General features: G+C 71.1%; 11 protein-coding genes and 1 pseudogene. 5 read left to right on the top strand and 7 right to left on the bottom strand.

Going from position 1 to position 12,881, the window contains the following annotated elements; genetic code table 11:
* Positions 1-190: 190 nt before the first annotated feature.
* On the bottom strand, positions 191-1,114 hold the full coding sequence (locus QF032_RS30965) for a carbamate kinase (protein ID WP_307058382.1): 924 nt from the start codon (positions 1,112-1,114) through the stop codon (positions 191-193).
* A gap of 498 nt (positions 1,115-1,612) precedes the next feature.
* On the opposite strand from QF032_RS30965, the gene QF032_RS30960 reads away from it, so the two are divergent.
* The 3 genes from QF032_RS30960 to QF032_RS30950 all read left to right on the top strand — a co-directional run bounded on the left by QF032_RS30960 (position 1,613) and on the right by QF032_RS30950 (position 3,614).
* Positions 1,613-2,077: a cyclic nucleotide-binding domain-containing protein gene (locus tag QF032_RS30960; protein ID WP_307058381.1), complete on the top strand. Its 465-nt coding sequence runs from the start codon at positions 1,613-1,615 to the stop codon at positions 2,075-2,077.
* Positions 2,078-2,118: 41 nt separating this feature from the next.
* A complete protein-coding gene (locus QF032_RS30955) occupies positions 2,119-2,823 on the top strand; it encodes a CBS domain-containing protein (RefSeq protein ID WP_307060435.1) in 705 nt (234 codons plus the stop codon).
* 434 nt (positions 2,824-3,257) lie between these two features.
* Positions 3,258-3,614 (top strand): response regulator transcription factor, encoded by a 357-nt coding sequence (locus QF032_RS30950; RefSeq protein ID WP_307058379.1) that lies wholly within the window; start codon positions 3,258-3,260, stop codon positions 3,612-3,614.
* A 93-nt stretch (positions 3,615-3,707) separates the two neighbouring features.
* Here the strand turns inward: QF032_RS30950 and QF032_RS30945 are convergent, their stop codons facing one another.
* The 4 genes from QF032_RS30945 to QF032_RS30930 all read right to left on the bottom strand — a co-directional run bounded on the left by QF032_RS30945 (position 3,708) and on the right by QF032_RS30930 (position 8,607).
* Positions 3,708-4,124, bottom strand: a complete 417-nt coding sequence (locus QF032_RS30945) for an ATP-binding protein (protein WP_307058376.1) — start codon at positions 4,122-4,124, stop codon at positions 3,708-3,710.
* A gap of 514 nt (positions 4,125-4,638) precedes the next feature.
* Entirely contained in the window at positions 4,639-5,142 is a 504-nt protein-coding gene (locus QF032_RS30940) for a flavodoxin domain-containing protein (protein WP_307058374.1), read from the bottom strand.
* A 16-nt stretch (positions 5,143-5,158) separates the two neighbouring features.
* The gene (locus QF032_RS30935; RefSeq protein ID WP_307058372.1) at positions 5,159-5,890 is read right to left on the bottom strand and encodes a CBS domain-containing protein; all 732 of its coding nucleotides are present in this window, start codon (positions 5,888-5,890) and stop codon (positions 5,159-5,161) included.
* 23 nt (positions 5,891-5,913) lie between these two features.
* Entirely contained in the window at positions 5,914-8,607 is a 2,694-nt protein-coding gene (locus QF032_RS30930) for a bifunctional acetate--CoA ligase family protein/GNAT family N-acetyltransferase (protein ID WP_307058369.1), read from the bottom strand.
* Positions 8,608-8,780: 173 nt separating this feature from the next.
* Here QF032_RS30930 and QF032_RS30925 point away from each other — a divergent pair.
* Positions 8,781-8,888: pseudogene (locus tag QF032_RS30925) on the top strand (polyphosphate kinase 2); the annotation flags it as partial.
* 8 nt (positions 8,889-8,896) lie between these two features.
* Here the strand turns inward: QF032_RS30925 and QF032_RS30920 are convergent.
* Together QF032_RS30920 and QF032_RS30915 are read right to left on the bottom strand one after the other, a co-directional pair.
* Positions 8,897-9,802 (bottom strand): universal stress protein, encoded by a 906-nt coding sequence (locus QF032_RS30920; RefSeq protein WP_307058368.1) that lies wholly within the window; start codon positions 9,800-9,802, stop codon positions 8,897-8,899.
* A 26-nt stretch (positions 9,803-9,828) separates the two neighbouring features.
* Complete coding sequence (locus QF032_RS30915; RefSeq protein ID WP_307058366.1) at positions 9,829-10,734, bottom strand: universal stress protein; 906 nt, start codon at positions 10,732-10,734, stop codon at positions 9,829-9,831.
* Between the two features lie 413 nt (positions 10,735-11,147).
* On the opposite strand from QF032_RS30915, the gene QF032_RS30910 reads away from it, so the two are divergent.
* Complete coding sequence (locus QF032_RS30910) at positions 11,148-12,860, top strand: SulP family inorganic anion transporter (RefSeq protein ID WP_307058364.1); 1,713 nt, start codon at positions 11,148-11,150, stop codon at positions 12,858-12,860.
* Positions 12,861-12,881 lie beyond the last annotated feature (21 nt).

The following is a 12,881-nucleotide window of genomic DNA, read 5'->3' as shown; positions in this document are numbered from 1 at the left end:
GGCATGCGGGGACACCCCTGCGATTCCCGCCTCCGGTCCCCGTCCGGGCATGGGCGGAACGGCTCACTTCTGGCTGCGAGTTGGCCCCTGCCGACGCGCAGCCGCCATCAGGCGGAGGTGGCGGACTACGGGTCGAGCCCGCCCGCCCGTGCTGCCTGGTCGGCCCATGTCAAGGCTCGCGGGCGGCATCTCAGCTGACGATCAGGTCAGGGCGCACGAGCGTCCCCGACCTCCCGTGGACGATCTCGTACGCCGCGTCGAGGGCGCCGATGGCCGCCAGTCCTCCGGTGCGTTCGACGAACCTGGCGGCGGCCTCCGCCTTGGGGCCCATGGAGCCGTCGGGGTAGCCTCCGCGGCGCAGGTCATCGGGGGTCGCGTCGAGGACGGGCTGCGCGTCGTGGGTGCCGTAGCCGGCGTAGACGCACGGGACGTCGGTGAGGATGAGCAGGAAGTCGGCCTTGAGGTCCTCGGCGAGCAGAGCCGCCGTGAGGTCCTTGTCGACGACCGCCTCGACGCCGGTCAGCGCGCCGGTGTCGTTGTCGGCGGTGACGGGGACGCCTCCGCCGCCGGCGCACAGGACCAGCGCGCGGGGGCCAAGTAGTTCGTGGATGGTCTCGATCTCCAGGATCCGTTCGGGCGACGGTGAGGGGACGACGCGCCGCCAGCCCCTGCCGTCCTTGGCGATGTGCCAGCCGTGCCTGCGGGCGAGGGTCTCGGCGATCTTGCGGGAGTACACCTGGCCGACGAACTTCGTGGGCCGGCCGAAGGCGGGATCGTCGGCCCGTACCAGGGTGTGCGTGACCAGCGCGGCGATCCGGTGCCCCGGCAGCGCGTCGTGCAGGGCGCGGACCAGCAGCGAGCCGATCATCCCCTGTGTCTGGGCGCCGAGCAGGTCCAGCGGATAGGGAGCCCTCAGCGCCGGATCGGCGGCGCTCTCCTCGGCGAGCAGACCGATCTGTGGCCCGTTGCCATGGGTGAGGACAATCTCGTGTTCCAGGGCGAGGGCGGCGATCGCCGTGGTCACCCGGTCGATGTTCGCCTCTTGAATATCGGCGTCAGGGCGTTCGCCCCGGTGCAACAGTGCGTTGCCGCCGAGGGCGATGACGATGCGCATGGCTTGGGTCCTCCAGGGGGTGGTCACAAATGGCGCTGTTGGTGTGCAGCCCGTTCTCCGCTTGGTCGAAGGGCGAGAGTCTCCCGACTCACTGCTCTCACTGCTCACTGAGGTACTGGGATCCGATCAGGTCGGCGGGGGGCCTCGGCCGCCTCCACGACGGCCGGTCGATCGCAGGCACGACGCCGTTGCGTCCGCAGTGCCAGTGCGTCGAACACCGCACTGAGCACAAACGTGATCGCTGTGGAGAGCGCCAGGAGAACCGCGAACAGTTTCCACAACTGGGAGGTCAGTGACGTAGCCACTGTGCACGCCCCCTTCCACCGAGTCGTCTCTCGTCTTCATCGAACATCCAGAGCTGTTCCGGCACAGGGTGCCGATGGGCCCGGACGCGGTGCCGCTCGGCCCGGCCATGGGGCCGGGTGGCCCATCGCCCGGCCCAGGACACGGGCGCAGGCTGAAAGCGCCAGACCCGTACGACCTGACTGGAGGCACGTCATGAACGCTCCCGCCACGGCCGGCATGCTGCAGGCGCTTCCCGCCGAGCACCGGCAGCGGCTGATGCGCTTTGCCGGGGAGGTGTCGTTCCCCCAGGGGGCCCGGCTCTTCGAGGAGGGCGGCCGCGCCGACCGGTTCTGGATCATCCGTACCGGCAGCGTCGACCTCGACATGCGTGTGCCCGGTCGCCGGGCCGCCGTCATCGAGACCCTCCGGCACAACGAACTCATCGGCTGGTCCTGGCTGTTCGCCCCGCACACCTGGCACCTGGGCGCCGAGGCGACCAGCCCGGTGCGCGCCTACGAGTTCGACGCCACCGCGATCCGCTCGATGTGCCAGGACGACTGCGCGCTCGGCGCGAGCGTCACCCAGTGGGTGGGCAGCGTTCTCGCTCACCGCCTGCGCTCGACCCGCAGCCGGCTGCTCGACCTGTACGCCCCCTACGGAAGCGGCAGCCTCCTGTGACGGCACCGACGACATGAAGCGACAACGCCCCGGGAGGCATGATGCACAGCAGTCCGCACATCGTGAGTGACGTGATGACGCACACTGTCGCCGCTATCGGTAGCGGCGCCAGCTTCAAGGAGATCGTGCGGATGATGCACGACTGGAAGGTCAGCGCCCTGCCCGTCCTGGAGGGCGAGGGCCGCGTCGTCGGGGTCGTCTCCGAGGCGGACCTGCTGCCCAAGGAGGAGTTCCGCGACAGCGCCCCCGACCGGCACACCCAGCTGCGGCGCCTGTCTGACCTCGCCAAGGCCGGCGCGGTGAGGGCCGGGGAGCTGATGACCTCTCCCGCCCTCACCGTCCACGCGGACGCGACGCTCGCCCAGGCCGCCCGGACCATGGCGCACGCCAAGGTGAAACGGCTCCCGGTCGTCGACGAGCTGGGCATGCTGCAGGGCATCGTCAGCCGCGCCGACCTGCTGAAGGTGTTCCTGCGCGATGACGAGGAAATCGCGGAGGAGGTCCGCCGGGAGGTGGTCTCGTACCTCTTCCCCACGCCGACGTCCGCCGCACGGCTGGCCGTGCGGGACGGCATCGTGACGCTCAGCGGCCGCATCCGGGACACGTCCCTGGTCCCCGTGGCCGCGCGTCTGATCCGGGCCGTTGAAGGAGTTGTGGACGTGACGTTCGACGTCTCCGGGGACGGCCGTTCCTCGGAGCCGGCGCCTGCTCCGTCGAGTCACAGCGAGGACGCCTCAACCTCGTGACCCACCCGAGGCCAAATGATGAAGGTTCGCAGCCACGAGGCCGGCCGCGTGCGCAGCCGCGGCGGCCATCACTCGGCCGAAGCACTGCTGCCACAGCAGAAAGTGCGTCTCCTTCCAGAGCAGAGCGAGTTCGGTCTACGTCGGGACAGGCCAGGCCGCGCCGAGTTCCTCCCGCACGCGGTGACTCTGCCCAGGCCGGCGCTGTCGCCGCTCTCGCCGTCGCGTTCCGGACGCCTCCGGCTTCGCCATGCTCCCCGCCGTCAAGTCATCGCGGTGCCACGGCGAGACCCGATCGCGCCGGCCGCGCCGACGGCCGCCTGACAATCCTCGCCGCCGCGTCGCCCACCCCTTACGCTCGCGACTGGGGGCAGTGGGTTATATGCGGCAAAAGTGACTGCTTGCATCGCCCTGGAGGAGTAATGGCTCATGTCCTCGTGGCCGACGACGACACGGACATCCGGGATCTTGTGACGCTGAAGCTTACCCAGAGCGGTCATCAGGTCACGGCCGTGGACGACGGCACAGCGGCGCTCCGGGCGGCACGCGAGAACACGGTGGACCTGGCGCCGCTGGACATCCGGATGCCAGGGATGTCGGGCCTGGACGTCTGCCGGGAGCTTCGCGCTGCACCCGAGAGCGACGCTTGCTGTCATCTTGATCACCGCCAGGTCCCAGGAAGGGGACATCGAGGGGGCTTCGCGGCCGGCGCCAACGACTACATCATCAAGCCATTCAGCCCGCGCGAGCTGGCCAGCCGGGTCACCGCGCTGCTCGACCGTGCAGACAAATGACCGGCGTTCACAGGATGCGCGCTTCGGACGCGCACGACTTGCGCTTCATCGCACAGTGACGGGATCGCACGTTCACGCTCCGGCGGCAGCCGTTCAGCCGCGCGGGGCGACACCGGTGGGGCATGGCACGACGGCGGTCACCGTCTTGCCCGCCGCCGAGACGTCGACCCGCACGTCCACCGACAGCTCCTGCACCAGATGCCAGCCGAATCCGCCCGGCCTGGTGGCATCCAGCGGCAAAGGACGCGGCGGAACGGGGCGGGCATCGTGGACCGTGACCGCCACCGTTCCCGGCCCGGCCTCCAGCCGGAACCCGGTCACCCCGCCAGCATGCCGCATCGCGTTCGTGAACAGCTCCGACACCACCAGCAGCACCGCGTCAAGCGCATTCCCACCCTCCGGCGCGGCAGCGGACAAGAACCCGCGGGCCACATCTCTGGCCTGCTCCGCCATCCGGAGACTGCCGTCATCGTCAAAGGGCCCGCAGTCCCGCTCGCGGGGATGCGCCATCACGGTCTCCGGCGGCTCGGTTCTTGAGATTCCTTCCGTCTTCCCCCGACAGATCAGATCATCCGGGAAGCACGAAGCCGTCACTCATTCGGGCGTAGTCGACCTCGGTACCCGGGCCCGGAAGCCAGACCGACGGCATGCGAGATTTCAACTCGGGGTTCGAAAACCGCCGGTCACCCTCTCATCACCTGTCACAGCAGCCACCACAGTGGCGTTCGGGCAGCAGCGGGCCGGAAGACAAAATTGTCTCCGAGCACTCCGGCGGGGTGGAGGCGGTGTCCGATCTGCCGTCCGAGTCGCCGCTGATGGGCGCGATGGCCCCGGCGATGGCCTCGCGGCGGCCACCCAGTACGAGATCCGTGTGGTCGCGGTCGGGACGGCAGGCGCCGAGGGGCCGCAGCCTCGCGGAGCTGCCTCCGCAGGCCGCTGAACAGGGAACTTCACATCGCTGTACACCAGCGAGCCCAAAGTCAGCGCCTTCTCCATCTCGTGGCTGCCACGATCCCCGACAGCGTCACGCATTCATGTGCGTCAGCTCGTCGGCAACGTGAGCGGCCCATGTCTCGATCGCGGTGAAGTCGCGGAAGTCCCCGCCCTTTCCGTTGCGGAGGATCATCCGCGCGACCCAGCCCTTCGCACCCTCCTCCAGACAGCCACCGAAGGTGACGTGTTCCCTGGCGTCGAGCTCGGCCATGGCCTTCCTCACCCCGGGTACGGGCGGGATGTCCCGCTCCGAGGCCGAGGCGTCGAGCGGGCCGCTGCTGAACAGCCACAGCGGGCGTTCGGCCAGGTCGCGACGGTGCCGACGCAGGAACCGGCGGGCGTGCTTGTGCCAGCGTCCCGCGTACAGTCCGCCACCGACCACCACGGCGTCGTACGACGCCACACTCGCGACGGATGGGGCCGGAATAACCTCGACCGTCAACCCGTACTTGCCCAGGACGTCGGCGATGGTCTCGGCGATCTGCACCGTCGATCCGTTCGTCGTCCCGTAGGTGACCAACACCGTGCTGGTCATGGCGATACGCCTCCTCTCACAATCGGCGCAGCCAGTCGTCGGCCACACCGTGCAGCGCCTGTTCCGGAGTGGGCAGGTGCGCGTCGTCCAGCCGGTAGGTGAGCTTGTCGACCACGCCGACCACGCCGTCGATCCGGCGGGTCATCGACAAGGCGATCTCCGTCTCGCTCTTGCGTTCCGTGTGCCCGGTGAGTGTGACAACGCCCTCCACCACGGACACGTCGATGCCGCGGTGAGCCAGCCACAGGGTGCCCACCAATACGTCGTCGATCACCTCCTCGCGGATTTCCTTGTCGGGGCGCAGGAAGACCTGGAGCAGGTCCCGGCGGGTGACGATGCCGACCAGCCGGTCCTCCTCGTCGAGCACCGGCAGCCGTTCCACCTGGTGCTGGGCCATGGTGCGGGCGGCCTCGACGATGGTGTCGTCGGCGTGGGCGGTTATGGGCGGCTCGGTCATGAGCCGGCCGGCGGTGCGGGCGTTCGCCTTCGCCGCCTGCCGTCGGGCCACGCGCGTCAGCCCGGGGAACGTGAAGCGGCGGCGCGGTTCGTACTGTTCTGAGGTGGCGGCCTGGCGTGCGATCAGGTCCGTTTCGGAGATGACGCCGATGACCTTGTCGTCCTCGTCGACCACCGGCAGTCCGCTGATCCGGTGGGCCGCGAGCAGCCGCGCGACCTCCTTGAACGGGGTGCCGTACTCAGCGCGGACGACGTCCGTGGTCATCACGGAACCGACCTTGTTGTGCTTCATGTCTGTTCCCTCCTCGGCTTCACTCAGCGGAGCCGGCGCAGGTACGGGTCCTGGGCCCTGCACGGCACCAGGCGGATCCGCGCGTCGAGCACGGTGACGCCGCCCGGTGTCGCGAGGACCGGGTTGAAGTCGGCTTCAGCAAGCTGTGGCAGGTCCGCCGTCATGCGGGACAGCCGCAGCAGTAGTTGCTCCAGGCCCGCGAGGTCGACGGGGCCGTTGCCCTGCGCGCCGAACAGGAGCGGGGCGCAGCGCGGGGCTGTGATCAGGTCGTGCACGTCGTGGTCGGTGAGCGGGGCGAGCCGGGCCGCGTGGTCGGCCAGTACCTCCGTGGCCGTGCCGCCGAGCCCGAACAGGACGAGCGGGCCGAAGACCTGGTCCTGGACGACGCCGGCGAACAGCTCGGTGCCACGGGCGGCGAGCGGCTGCAGCACGACGCCGGTCATCAGCCCGGCGAAGCGGGTCTCCAGATCACGGAAGGCGGCCCGAATCCCGGAATCGCCGCGCAGGTCGAGATGGACGGCGTGCTGCTGGCTCTTGTGCACCAGCCCGGGCCAGTGGGCCTTCATGACCACGCGGCCGTCGACGCCGCGCAGCCGGTCGGCGGCCAGCACAGCCTCGTCCTCGGTCTCGGCCCACGCCCACGGGATCTGCGGGATGCCATAGCAGGCCAGCAGGTCGGCGCAGGTGCCTGGTTCGAGCCAGCCACCGTCCGGGTGTGCGGCGAGGTAGTCCTCGACGACCGCGTGGGCACGCTTCCCATCGACGCCGTCGAGGTCGGGTACGGTCCCGGCGGGCCGGGCGAGCCAGGCCGCGCGGTGGGCAGCGTGGGCCAACGCCCGTGCCGCCGCCTGGGGTTCGGCGTACGCCGGGACGGTGCCGCCATCAGCGGCGGGCAGCAGCTCGACGGGCAAACCCTGTTCGAGCCGTACCGCCACGAGCGGCTTGGGCCGTCGGCCAGAGGCTCGGGTGAGGGCCCGGACGAGGTCGTCGCCGGTCGCCGCGGCGACCGCGGTGGGCACGAGGGCCACGAGGACGGCATCGACGCCGCCATGGCGCATGATCCGCTCCACACACTCGGTGAGCTGCTCCTCCGCGACGGCCGCGGTGGCGTCGACCGGGTTGCCCACCGCAGCCCCGTCCGGCAGGACCGCGAGCAGGTCGTCGATCAGCTCGGAGGTCGGGGCCGGCAGCGACAGCCCGGCCTCGGCGCAGGCGTCGGCTGCCAGGACGCCGGCTCCGCCCGCGTTGGTGACGATCACCACTCGGCTGCTCGCGGGCAGCGGCTGGGAGTGCAACAGCGCGGCGGTCTCGAGGAGTTCGCCGACCGAGCGGGTGGCGGTGATGCCGGCCTGGGTGAACAGCGCGCCGCGCGTCATGGTGCGGGTGGCGGCAGCGGCGGTGTGGGAGGCGGCGGCGCGCCGGCCCGCGTCGGTACGTCCGGCGTCGACGGTCAGCACCGGCATGCGGCGGGTGACGCGCCGGGCGGTGCGGGAGAACGCGCGCGGGCTGCCGAACGACTCCAGGTGCAGCAGGGCGAGGTCGGTGCGGCCGTCGCTCTCCCACCACTGGAGCATGTCGTTGCCGCTGACGTCGTACTTGTCGCCGAGGGAGGCGAAGGAGGAGACGCCGATGCCGAGCCGGGACAGCCCGTCGAGCAGGGCGATGCCCACGCCGCCGGACTGAACAGCGACTCCGGCGGTGCCTGGGCGCGGGTGGCCGGCGGCGAAGGTGGCGTCGAGGCGGAGTTCGGGGGCGGTGTTGGAGATGCCGAGGCAGTTGGGTCCGACGAGCCGCATGCCGTACGAGCGGCAGGCCGCCAGCAGGGCGTGCGCCTGGTCGGCGTCCAGGCCCGCCGTGACGACGAGCAGGGCCCGTACGCCCGCCTTACCGCACTCCTCGGCGGTCTCCGGGACCGCGGCGGCGGGTACGGCGACGACGGCCACGTCGGGTGTCTTGGGCAGGGCGCTGACGGACGGGTAGGTCGGCACGCCGAAGATCGAGTGCGCGGTGGGGTTCACCGCGAACAGCCGCCCGGTGAAGCCGCCCGCGTGCAGCTGGTGCAGGACCGCCCGGCCCACCGAGCCCGGCTTGCGTCCAGCGCCGACGACGGCCACCACGTGCGGCTGCAGCAGCGGCCGGAGGCTTGCGACGTTGGCGGCCCGGCCGCGTTCCTCGACGGCCGTCAGGTAGGTGTCGCTCTGGTCGAGGGCGATGGCGCAGCGCACCTCCGGGCCCTCGAAGCGGCGGGCGGTACGCAGGCCGAGGTCGGCGAAGAGCCTCAGCACCTCGTGGTTCTCGCTGAGCGCGTCGGCGGTGAGGGTGGTGATGCCCTCCGTGCGGGCGGCCGAGACGAGGTGCTCCAGGAGGAGAGTGCCGACGCCCCGGTGGTGCAGTCCGTCGGCGACGGCGATGGAGATCTCCGCCGTGTCCTTGTCATCCCCGGTGTCGTACTCGGCGAGGCCGATCACCCGGCCCTGCGTCTCGGCCAGCAGCGCCCGGTAGCCGGGGTGCGCCCGGGCGCAGGCCCGGTCGGCGGCCAGACGGGCCGACCGGTGGCTCGCGGCGAAGAACCGCAGGCGCAGGTTCTCCGGAGACATCTCCTCGTAGAAACCCTCCAGCTGGTCGTGGTCGCCGGGCATCGCGGGACGGATGCACACAGTGGTGCCGTCCGCGAGCAAGGCGTGGACGGGGGGTCGGTCGGTCACGTCGTGCGTCATCGCGGGACTCCTCCAAACCTTTTAACGCTTCGAGCATCCGGCGGATCGGGGGGTGGTCCCATGGGCTGTCCGGGGGCGAGGTGAGGGCCAGTCGGCCCAAGGTTCGCCGGTCGGCCACCCCGGCGGCCGGCAGATTGCCGCCTATTCCCCGGCCATGACGCCTGTACCGCTAGGTGCCACCGCCGGTGCTAGAGCTGCCGGAACGGCCGCCGTCGACGGGCTATGAGCGCCCGCCGCGCGATCTGCAGCCCTATGTCCCCGATCACGCGGCAAGCCTCTGAGGTGCTAGTCAGGCGTCGTGCGCCTGGTGCGGTACGACGGCGACCGGGCAGGCGGAGTGGTGCAGCACGGCGTGGGCGACTCGGCCGAGTTGGAGGCCGAGGTGCCCCTCGCGGCGCGTGGCACCGACGACCAGGAGGTCAGCACTGTGCGAGGCGTCCGCCAGCGCCCGGTGGGCGTGGCCCTCGACGGTGCGCCGGTGCACATCGGCGTCCGGCGGGAGGTCCTGCAGCGCCGCTTGAAGTTCCTCAACGGCCCACTCCTCGTGCAGCCGGGCGGGTTCGCCGGATAGCAGCGGGTGATCGGTGGACTCGTGCGCGGGGCAGCGCCAGGCCCGTACGGCCTCCAGAGGCACGCCGCGTCGCCGAGCCTCCTTGGCGGCGAACCGCACCGCCGCCGGCTCTTTGGCATCCTTGCCGACGCCCACGACGACCCGCCCGTGGACCGGAGGGATCGCCTGGTTGTCGTGGCCGCCGCGCAGCACGATCACCGGGCAGTCGGCATGGGCGGCAACGGCCAGGCTGACGGAGCCGAGCAGCATCTCGGCGATGCCACTGCGGCCGCGGCTGCCCACGACCAGCGCGCAGGCGTGCCGGGCCTCGCGGACCAGGGCGTACTCCGGCTCCTCGAACACCACATCGGCACTCACCCGCAGGCCGGGATGCCGGTCGCGTGCCCGCTGAGCGGCGGCGCCCACGACGTCCTGGGCCAGGGGCAGCGCGGTCGGCTTGCCGATGTCGTGGGCGAGGGCGGCACCCTCGTACCTTTCCCACAGGCAGGCGTACACCACCCGCAATGGCACCCCGCGCAGCACGGCCTCGTCGGCCGCCCAGTCGACGGCTCGCAGGCTCGGCTCGGAACCGTCGGCGCCCACGACCACGGGCTCGCCGAGGGGTGGCTCGACTGCTGCGTTCATGATCTCCGCTCCTGTAAAGAGTGCGTTCAGTCGTGCGCGACGATGGCGACGGGGGCGGCGGCGTGGTGCAGTACCGCGTGGGTGACGGTTCCGATGTGAGCGCCGAACGGGCTGCGGCGGCGACGGCGGCCGACGACGACGAGGGATGCCTCACGGGAGGCGTCGATGACGTGGTTGGCGGGGCTGCCGGACCGGGACTCCTCGACGACCTCGACGTCTGGGTACTTTTGCCGCCAGGGGCGCAGCACTTCGGTCAGTTCGGCGGCGTCCTGCCGGCCCAGTTCGGTGTTGAGGTCGGGGTCGGCGGGCAGGCCGTAGGCGAAGTAGGGCGGAAGGTTCCAGCCGTGGACAGCCCTCAGCGTGGTGCCGCGGCGGGCGGCCTCCTCGAAGGCGAAGGCGATCACCGTGTCATCGCGGTGGCTGATGTCGAGGCCGAGCACCACGGGCCGGTACGCGGTGGCGGCGGACGGGATGCCGGCGGGGTCCTTCTCGTGCTCGTCGGCGGCCTGTTGCCCGGCCCGTACGAGGACGACGGGGGTGTCGGTGTGCGCGATCACGGCCATGCCCACGGACCCGACGAGGAATCCCCCGATCCCGCTCAGCCCGCGCGAGCCGAGGACCAGCAGTCCAGAGTCCTTCGACGCCTGCGCCAACACATCCGCCGGCCTGCCGGAGATCTGTTCCATCTCCACGTCCACCCCGGGGTGGCGCAGGCGGAGTCCCTCGGCCGTCTCGCGCGGGATCCGTTCACTCCAGTGCGCTTGGGTCTCGGCGCCCAGAAGGGGGGCTTGCGCCATGGGCTCCGGGACGGGTTCCCAGACGTGCACCAGCCGCAGCGGCAGGCCGCGCAGCTTCGCCTCCCGGGCCGCCCACTCGGCAGCCGCGCGGCTCTCCGGCGAGCCGTCGAGGCCCAAAGTGACGTTGCGGGACATGGTGTCCACCTCCTGAATCGGTGTTCCGATCCCCAGGGTGGTACCAGGGCGAGGCCGGGATGCAGAGACCACAGGTCCCCCGGTCTGGGGCCGACAGGCCCCATGCGCCCGAGTGGTGTCCGCGCCGACGCGGCCTCGCGACGCCGTGGACGGCAATTGAGCGAACGCACGCAAGCAGAGCCAAGTCCATGCCGAGCAGGGCCGATTCAGCAACCCGAGCCGCCGCCCGGCCACGCCGGCTCCGGTCAGGGGGCACACGTGTGTCCCCTTCCGCAGGACGTGTTGACTGTCGCTCGCCCGAACGCGTCGCCCGGCAGAACCTCCCGGCCGATGAGACCCCTCAGGGCCGTTCGATATCTCGCAGTGGGCCAGGGTCGCAAAGGATCCTGAGACCTTTCGGCTAAAGGAGGATCATGTCCCAGAGCTCGGCCGGCCGTACTGTGCGGTGGCGCCTGCTGCTACCCGGGCTCGGTGCGCTGCTCGGCTATCGTCGCTCGTGGCTGAAGGGTGACGTCCTGGCCGGAATGACCGTGGCGGCGTATCTCGTGCCCCAGGTGATGGCGTACGCGGGGGTGGCCGGCCTGCCGCCGGTCGCCGGGCTGTGGGCCATCTTGCCCGCCCTCGCCCTGTACGCCCTGCTCGGCTCCTCCCGCCTGCTCTCGGTCGGGCCGGAGTCGACGACCGCACTGATGACGGCGACAGTGGTCGGGCCGCTCGCTGCCGGAGACCCGGCCCGTTACGTAACGCTGGCCGCCACCCTCGCGATCGCGGTCGGACTGCTGTGCGTGCTGGCATGGGCGGCGCGGCTCGGCTTCGTCGCGGATCTGCTGTCCCGGCCGGTGCTGATCGGCTATCTGGCGGGGGTGGCACTGATCATGATCGTGGACCAGCTTCCCAAACTGACCGGGGTGCGCACGACAGGGTCGGCCTTCTTCCCCCAACTGTGGTCCTTCGTACGGCACCTGTCGCGGATCCACGTGTCCACGGTGTTGTTCGCCGGGGTAGCGCTCGGCGTCCTGTTCACGGTGGCCCACTTCTTGCGCACCGTCCCCGCCCCCCTGCTGGTCGTGGTGTTCGGTACGGCTGCCGTGTCCCTGTTCGACCTGGACGACCGATACGGCATCAAGGTCATCGGCGACGTCCCGTCGGGCCTGCCCGCCCTGGCCCTGCCGGACCTGGCCGAGCTGCCACACCTGCTGCTCCCCGCCCTGGGCGTCCTCCTGGTCGGTTACACCGACTTCGTCCTCACCGCGCGGGCCTTCACCCCGCGCGACGACGAAAGTCCCGCACTCGACCCCAACCAGGAGTTCCTCGCCCTGGGCGCGGCCAACCTCGGCGCGGGCATGCTGCACGGCTTCCCGGTCAGCAGCAGCGCCAGCCGCACCGCCCTCGCCTCCTCGGCGGGCGGGCGCAGCCAGGCGTACTCACTGGTCGCCGGAGCGGCCGTCCTCGCGGTCCTGCTCTTCCTGAGCCCACTGCTCTCCCGCACCCCCACGGCGGTCCTCGGCGCGCTCGTCGTCTACGCGGCCGTCCGCATGATCGACCTGGCGGGCTTCCGGCGGCTGGCGTCCTTCCGCCGCCGGGAACTCCTGCTGGCGCTCGGTTGCCTGGCCGGGGTTCTCGCCCTGGACGTCCTCTACGGTGTGCTGGTCGCCGTCGGCCTGTCCGTGGCCGAACTGCTCACCCGGGTGGCCCGCCCGCACGACGCCGTCGAGGGCCTGGTACCCGGCATGGCCGGCATGCACGACGTCGACGACTACCCCCAGGCCCGCACCATCCCCGGCCTGCTGGTCTACCGCTACGACTCGCCCCTCTTCTTCGCCAATGCGGAGAACTTCCGTCGCCGGGCCCTGGCCGCCGTCGACGAACAGGGGGAACCGGTCCGCTGGTTCGTCCTCAACACCGAGGCCAATGTCGAGGTCGACATCACCGCCCTGGACGCAGTCGACGACCTGCGCCGCGAACTCGCCCACCGCGGCATCGTCTTCGCTCTCGCTCGCGTCAAGCAGGAACTGCTGGACGACCTGACCGCGTACGGCCTGGCAGACGCCGTCGGGAGCAAGCGCATCTTTCCGACCCTTCCCACGGCCGTGGCCGCGTACCGGACGTGGTGCCGCGACCAGTAGGTCACCCGGGACGCGGCAGGC

Origin of the sequence: Streptomyces achromogenes (genome assembly GCF_030816715.1) — a bacterium.
GTDB classification, from domain to species: Bacteria; Actinomycetota; Actinomycetes; order Streptomycetales; family Streptomycetaceae; genus Streptomyces; species Streptomyces achromogenes_A.
This window is presented reverse-complemented; position numbering and strand designations above follow the sequence as displayed.